This window comes from Pedobacter sp. 01T416_2 (genome assembly GCF_056398925.1).
In genome coordinates, this window is the sequence record NZ_JBFTQI010000250.1 from 1 (window position 1) to 7,313 (window position 7,313).

At 39.1% G+C, this 7,313-nt stretch carries 5 protein-coding genes; 3 read left to right on the forward strand and 2 right to left on the reverse strand.

All coding sequences use genetic code 11. The annotated features are described in order from the left end of the window. Nucleotides 1–92: 92 nt before the first annotated feature. Both AC1DPQ_RS12310 and AC1DPQ_RS12315 read right to left on the reverse strand, forming a co-directional pair. Nucleotides 93–1,958: a CocE/NonD family hydrolase gene (locus AC1DPQ_RS12310; RefSeq protein WP_477585305.1), complete on the reverse strand. Its 1,866-nt coding sequence runs from the start codon at nucleotides 1,956–1,958 to the stop codon at nucleotides 93–95. A 177-nt stretch (nucleotides 1,959–2,135) separates the two neighbouring features. After that, nucleotides 2,136–4,007, reverse strand: a complete 1,872-nt coding sequence (locus tag AC1DPQ_RS12315; RefSeq protein ID WP_477609499.1) for a CocE/NonD family hydrolase — start codon at nucleotides 4,005–4,007, stop codon at nucleotides 2,136–2,138. 240 nt (nucleotides 4,008–4,247) lie between these two features. Between AC1DPQ_RS12315 and AC1DPQ_RS12320 the strand changes: the two genes are divergently transcribed. The 3 genes from AC1DPQ_RS12320 to AC1DPQ_RS12330 all read left to right on the forward strand — a co-directional run bounded on the left by AC1DPQ_RS12320 (nucleotide 4,248) and on the right by AC1DPQ_RS12330 (nucleotide 7,218). Then, nucleotides 4,248–5,084: a DUF6515 family protein gene (locus AC1DPQ_RS12320; protein ID WP_477584026.1), complete on the forward strand. Its 837-nt coding sequence runs from the start codon at nucleotides 4,248–4,250 to the stop codon at nucleotides 5,082–5,084. Nucleotides 5,085–5,366: 282 nt separating this feature from the next. After that, on the forward strand, nucleotides 5,367–6,527 hold the full coding sequence (locus AC1DPQ_RS12325; RefSeq protein WP_477584024.1) for an esterase-like activity of phytase family protein: 1,161 nt from the start codon (nucleotides 5,367–5,369) through the stop codon (nucleotides 6,525–6,527). A 25-nt stretch (nucleotides 6,528–6,552) separates the two neighbouring features. Further along, nucleotides 6,553–7,218: an HAD family hydrolase gene (locus tag AC1DPQ_RS12330; RefSeq protein WP_477584022.1), complete on the forward strand. Its 666-nt coding sequence runs from the start codon at nucleotides 6,553–6,555 to the stop codon at nucleotides 7,216–7,218. Nucleotides 7,219–7,313 lie beyond the last annotated feature (95 nt).

The following is a 7,313-nucleotide window of genomic DNA, read 5'->3' on the forward strand; positions in this document are numbered from 1 at the left end:
TCATAAAGGCGATTTCACCTCAGATGCTGTCATGTTGAGCCTGTCGAAACACCTTAGAGGGTATTTAAGCGGGTCCTTCGACAAGCTCAGGCTTATTTTATCACATCAACTTCGATAAAACTATCGTTAAATACAGTTTGCGTAGCTTTAATATAATCGGCTTCTGTTGCTTTATATGGGTTTTCTACGAATTTTTGTGGATTACGTGCAAATAAAGGGAATGCTGTACTCTGCACCTGGATCATAATCCGGTGTCCTTTTTTAAAGGTGTGTAATACATCCTGTAGCTGAAAGTTCACATCCGTTTTCTGGTTGGCTACCAAGGCCTCGGGTTTTTCGAAACTATTGCGGAAGCGTGCAGGCATAACTTCCGAACGCACCATTTGCCAGTAATTGCTCAAAATGATATTCTTGTTTGGCATGTAAGAGTTGTTCGGCTCATCGGCAGGATAAACATCGATCAGCTTTACAATAAAATCTGCATCGGTACCCGTGGTTGCAATTTTAAGGTGCGACATAATTTCGCCTCCTAAGGTAATGTCGGTATCCAATATATCGGTTTGATAGACCAATACATCTGGTCTTCTGCCTGCAAAACGTTGGTCTTCACTCATGTAATTATGTGGTGTAAAGCCCAATGTAGTGGTTAAATCTTCGGTATATGGAACAGGCTTTAATGGATCGCTAATATAGTTTACTGAACTGGCCGCACCAGGTGCAGTCATGCTGAGCTTACCATCAGCACCCAGATATAATTTTTGTTTAGTCGCCTTTTCTGTTGGCCATTTGGCAAAAGTTTCCCATTGTTTTTTACCGGTATCGAACATATAGGCTTCAGGCAGGCCAGCGTTTTTATCGCCATTGCCCTTTAAAAAGTGATTAAAGAATTTAGCTTCAATTTCTTTCTGGTAGAAGGTAGCAATGCTATCTCCGAAATACACATTACTATGCATGGTATGACCGGTTTCGCGGCTCCATCTTCCATGCCCAAATGGTCCCATTACAATCGTATTGTAGGCATTAGGGTTTTTCTTTTCGATGGTTTTATAAATGTTTAGCGGGCCAGACAGATCTTCGGCATCGTACCATCCACCAACTACCATCACCGCAGGTTTAATGGTATTGTAATGTTTTAATAATCCACGTTTTTGCCAAAACTCATCATAGTTTGGGTGGTTAACGGTTTCTTGCCAGAAAAAATTATCCTTGTAATATTTGTCTGCATTGCTTAAAGGGCCTAAATCTAACGCAAACTGATAACCATCTTTTGTTTTTGGAAGGATTAACTGGTTATTATACCAGGCTTTAGCGGTAGTATCGATTTTTTGCACACCAAATACCGGAAAGGTCATGAAATAACTCTGCAAAAATGATCCGTTGTGGTGGAAATCATCAAAAAAGAAATCTGAAATCGGCGCTTGTGGCGATGAGGCTTTTAAAGCAGGATGATTGCTTAAAATTCCTGCAGCAGTGTAAAAGCCTGGATAAGAAATTCCCCATTGGCCAACTTTGCCGTTGTTATTGGCTATGTTTTTAACCAGCCAATCAATGGTATCGTAAGTATCAGAACCTTCATCAACCTCTTTTTTGCTTTTTTTGTTATCGATAACAGGGGTCATATTGGTCCAGGTGCCTTCGCTTTTCCAGCGACCGCGCACATCCTGATACACCATGATATAGCCCTCTTTCATCATCAATTCTGACGGGCCTAATTTTGCAGGAAATTTATCTTCGCCATATGGGGCAATGCTATAACAGGTACGTTGCATTATCATCGGATATTTTTTATCCTTGGCTGCATCTTTAGGTGTGTAGATGGCGGTAAAAAGTTTAGTTCCATCGCGCATTGGGATATAAACTTCTTTTTTGGTGTAATTAGCTTTTGGATATCCTGTATCACTTTGCGCAAAAGCAGTGGATGCCGAAAGCAGGATAATTATTAGTTTTAAGTATTTCATTTTATTATAATAAGTTAGTTATTCATGTGGTTGGTTTGTGGTGACACGAACCAAGACAGCAGTTATTTGCCATTTATTTTAAACTCAGGCGTCATTCCCGCGCAGGCGGGAATCGTAATGCTTAAGATTCCCAATCAAGTTGGGAATGACGAACCGCATTATTTAGAGCCCAATATTTTACTTTAACACCGAAACTGTAATAAACGAGCTGTTGTGCACGTCGTGATAAATTTTGTGTGTAGCTTTTTGAAAATCCTGTGGTTCTGCCTGATAGATATCCATAAATTTCTGCGGATTGCGATCAGCTAAAGGGAACCATGAGTTTTGAATCTGGATCATAATTTTATGGCCTTTTTTAAAGGTATGCGCCACATCGGGCAAAGGGTAATTTACTTTTGTGATGGCACCAGGAACAAATGGCTCAGGTTTTTCGAAACTGTTGCGGTATTTTCCACGCATAATTTCTCCCCGAACCAGCATTTCGTAACCACCCATAATCAGGTTTTTAGGGTTAGGTTCTGGATTTGGTGCATCTTCAGGATAAACATCAATCAGTTTAACTACATAATCGGCATCTGTTCCGGTAGTCGAAACCACCAAGTTGGCCAAAACAGGACCTGTTAAAGTAATATCTTCTGTTAAAGCGTCGCTTTGGTAAGTTTTTACATCCGGACGGCGGGCAGCAAAACGCTGATCATCGATCATGTACTCGCGGGTACGTTTGGCCTGAATGCCATCCTGGTAAGGCACAGGGTTATTCGGATCGCTCACATATTCATCCCAGCTATCGGTTCTGCCCACTTTTTCGAAACTGAGCTTTCCATTGGGTTGTAAATACAGGTTTTTGTTTTCTACTTCTTGTGGTGGCCATGTTTTGAACTTTTTCCATTCGTTAGTTCCCGTTACAAAAATATTCGCTTCTGCTGCATTAAAATCGCCTTCACCTTTTAAATAATGTTTAAAGAAAGGCAGTTCATACTGCTCCTGGTAATCGATACTGGTGGTTTTGCCGAAAGAGATATCGCCGAAATAAGAACCATCACTACGTACCCAGCCGCCATGGAACCAAGGTCCCGCAACCAGGATATTATTGGCGCCAGGATTCTGTTTCTCAATTGCTTTGTAAGTGTCAAAAGTTCCATAGGCATCTTCAGCATCGAAAAAGCCACCCACTACCATCACCGCAGGCCTTACATTGGTTAAATGTGGCGTAATTAAACGCGCTTTCCAGAAGGTATCTAAGTTTGGATGTTTAAATAAATCGTTCCAGAATTTAATACTATCTGCAAAGTATCTGTCTTTTAGGTTTTTAACAGATCCGGCTTCTAAGTAAAAGCGATAATTGTCTTGAATGGGGAACTGAAAACCTTTAGGTCCTTTATCTGGTGTAATCGGTTTAGGTCTCGGCACACCAAAATTGCCCATAAAACTGAAAGCATCCATCAGAAATAATGTACCACGGTGGTGGAAATCATCACCCATAAACCAATCGGTAACTGGCGCCTGAGGCGAAACGGCTTTTAGCGCGGGGTGTGCATTTGGCAAAGAAGTGGTAGAATAAAAACCAGGGTAGGAAATGCCATAAATACCCGCATTTCCATTGTTGCCTTTCACGTTTTTAACCAACCAGTCGATGGTGTCGTAAGTATCCGTACTTTCATCAATAGCTGTTTTAGATTTTTTTCCAACCAGTTGAGGACGGATATCGGCAAAAGTGCCCTCACTCATCCATCGGCCCCTCACATCTTGATATACAAAAATAAATCCCTCACGCATCATAGCCGGAAAATTCCCCAAACTCAGCTTATATTTATCTTCGCCATAAGGTGCAACGGTATAGGGTGTTCGGTTAATTAAAAATGGATATTTTTTGGTTTGATTTTTGGGTATATAAATGGAAGTGAAGAGTTTAACCCCATCGCGCATGGGGATCTGGCGTTCTATTTTAGTGTAGTTTTCTCTAACATATGCCGAATCGGTTTGCTGGGCTATTAATTCATTAGAAATAAACAGACAAAATAAAAGACTGAAAATTCTGGTAAGGTTCATTTAAGCTAGTTTTTAGGAATAAAATTTAAATATAGGTGATTCGTGGTTGATTAGAAAAAATAGCCCGTAAAAGGTTTGTTAGCAAAGATGGAATCATGTAAGATGGAAGGATTTTGATATATTTTGCCATTAAAACCCTCCCTTCGTCATCACTTTATCAAAATTTAGTTAAATAGTGTTAAGGGATAATCTTTTAGGAGTTTTCACCGTCATATACATAATCGACATAAACACAAAATAATGAATAGGTTATTAAATAAAGGATTGGTTGTTTTCGCTGCAGCAGCGATGATTGCAACCTTAAGTATTGAAAGCGTTTCTGCACAGCGGCCAAGTAGGAGTGGAGGTTCTTCCGGGGGCGGTAGATCTGGTTCGATAAGCCCATCAAGAGGCGGTGGTTCTATTTCCAGACAACCATCTATGCATGCGCCAAGTAGAGGTAGTTATGCACCAAGCAATGGCGGTCGCCCACCAAGACCTAATTACAGTTATAACAGACCAGGTTATCGCCCAGGTTCAGGATATGGTAGGCCTGGTTACGGTTATCGCCCAGGTTATGGAAGGCCTTATTACAGACCATATTATAGCTATTATAATTTTTACAGGCCCTTTTTAGGTTTCAGGATTGGCGTATTACCTTATGGCTATTATCCGTTTTATTATGGCGCTAACCAGTTCTATTATTCAGGCGGATTGTTTTATCAACAAAACAATAGTCAATACGAAGTGGTAACCCCACCAGTTGGTGCTGAGGTTCCGAATTTACCATCGGATGCTAATCTGGTTACCATTAATGGGGTTGATTATTACGAATACAAAGGCGTTTATTATACCCAAAAAGAAAGTGCTGATGGTAAAACCGTATATGTGGTTGCTGGGAAAGACGGTATTTTAAACACGACTGATGGCCCGGTTGATACGCATAATATAGGCGATATAATTAGTCAATTGCCAGAGGGATGCAGAGAGGTAACCATTAAAAACGAAAAGTATTTTGTTTCGCCTGATGATGTTTATTATGAAGAAATAGTAGATGGAACAAATATTACTTACCGTGTAATTGGTAAGTTGTTTTAATCTTAGTTTTATCAGTGTCAGATGGTAACATTTGACACCACTTATAATTCCAGTAAATGTGCAGTTGGATGGTAACATCCAACTGTTTTTGTTTAATTTCTCGCTGTACGTCATACTGAACTTGTTTCAGTATCTGTATTCACTTTGTGTCAGATCGGAATATCCAACACCACTGAATTTCCGATTGGAGCAAATTGCTTACGAGAAGACCCTGAAATAAATTCAGGGTGACGTATCTCGAGCCGCCAAAATTCTATATTTTTACAGCCTAAACATTTCGATTTGAAACCTGTATCGCAGCTCTTCTTTGTTTATTCAGTTCTTGCTATTGTGCTCTCATCTTGTTCTATAACTAAGTATGCTGCGGTTAAGCAAAATGAAACCAGTATTTCGTCTGTAAAGTTTCTGGATGAATACATTATGCCCTTAAATCCAATTTTCCAAAATACGGTTGTTGGTGGTTTGTCTGGGATTGATTACGATGTAAAGCAAAACCAGTATTATATGATCAGTGATGATCCATCACAACGTAGTCCGGCGAGGATTTATACTGCACAGATTGATATCAAAGAAAATAAGATCGATACTGTTCGGGTAACTGGTGTTACTTATATCTTACAGGAAAACGGAAAACCATACCCAAAATACGGAACTGATAAAACTGTAAAACCTGATAGCGAATCGGTTCGTTATAACCCCTTAACCAAACAATGGATTTGGAGCAGTGAGGGAGAAAGGTTGTTTAAGGACGGTGATACGACGATAGTTCAGCCCGGCTTAACCTTTATTTCTACATATGGAAAGTTTCTGGATACTATTCCAATGCCTAAGGGCTTTCAGTTTACAAAAACCGAAAGCGGGCCACGCAAAAATGCTTTATTTGAAGGTTTAACTTATGCTGATCAGTACAAAACATTATACGCCAGTTTGGAAGAACCACTTTATCAGGATGGACCTCAGGCTGCTTTTGAATATGACAAAGCCTTAACGCGGATTTTAAAATTTGATGTAGCTACTAAAAAGAATATTGCCCAATATGCTTATAATCTGGGTGCAATGCCAGTTAAACCTACCGTTGAAAACGATTGGAATGTAAATGGAATTTCTGAAATACTAGCTATTAATAATCATACGCTTTTGGTAATGGAAAGAGCCTGGGCAAAGGGCCACGATGATCATACCTTTTTAAAACTTTACCTGGTTGATTTACAGAGTGCTGAAAATGAAATCAATAATAGCTCTTTTGTGCAAAACCCTCCAAAGCTCTTAAACAAGAAATTGATTTTCGACTTTGATTCCTTGAACCGACATATCGATAATTTTGAAGGGGTAACATTTGGACCAAAATTGCCAAATGGGCATCTCTCATTAATTTTTTGTGTTGATAATAATTTCGGTAAATCTCAGGTACAACAATTTTTCTTATTTGAGATTATTCCATAATCATCATTCCTGTTAAAAATTTATAATGAGTAAAATAAAAGCATTACTGTTTGATTTAGATGGTACATTAATTGATTCTGAGAAGTTTCATTTCGATTGTTGGAATAAGTTTTTGTGTGAATACGAAGTTACACTGGATTTTAAGGATTGGTTGACAAATTACGCTGGAATCCCCTTGCCCAAAAATGCAAAGACTATAATAGACAGGTATAAAATTGAAGAAGAGTTAGAAGGCTTCATCAACAGAAGAGAGAAGATAACTTTTGATGGTTTTAGAACAACTGATATTCAGTTAATGCCCTTTGCATTAGAGTTTATCAAGTTTGCTTATGAAAAAGGGCTTACGCTGGCTGTAGTTACAGCTAGTCCGAAAATTGATGTTGAAGCCGTTTTTGAGCGTAATGGTTTGGCCAGGTATTTCAGTTTATTTATTACCAGAACAGATGTAAATAAATCTAAGCCTGATCCCGAAAGTTACAATCTTTGTGTAGCGCGATTGGGTTTTGAAAAAGATGAGTGCCTTGTTTTTGAAGATACTTTAAATGGGGTTAAATCTGCTCTGGCTGCGGGCATAACCTGTTACGCCATTCAGAGCAATGTAAGGGCGCATCAAAAACTAAAAATAGCTGACGAATTGTTCCTGAGCTTTGCGAATGCCAAAGCATTTATGCTGCAAAAGGAATTGATTTAGTTCTTGAAAATTAACTAGCTTAGTATGAAGCAATAGAACGTTGTATGGTAAAAAAAGGATTATGGATTTTATTTGCAACCTTCGCATTGCTGATT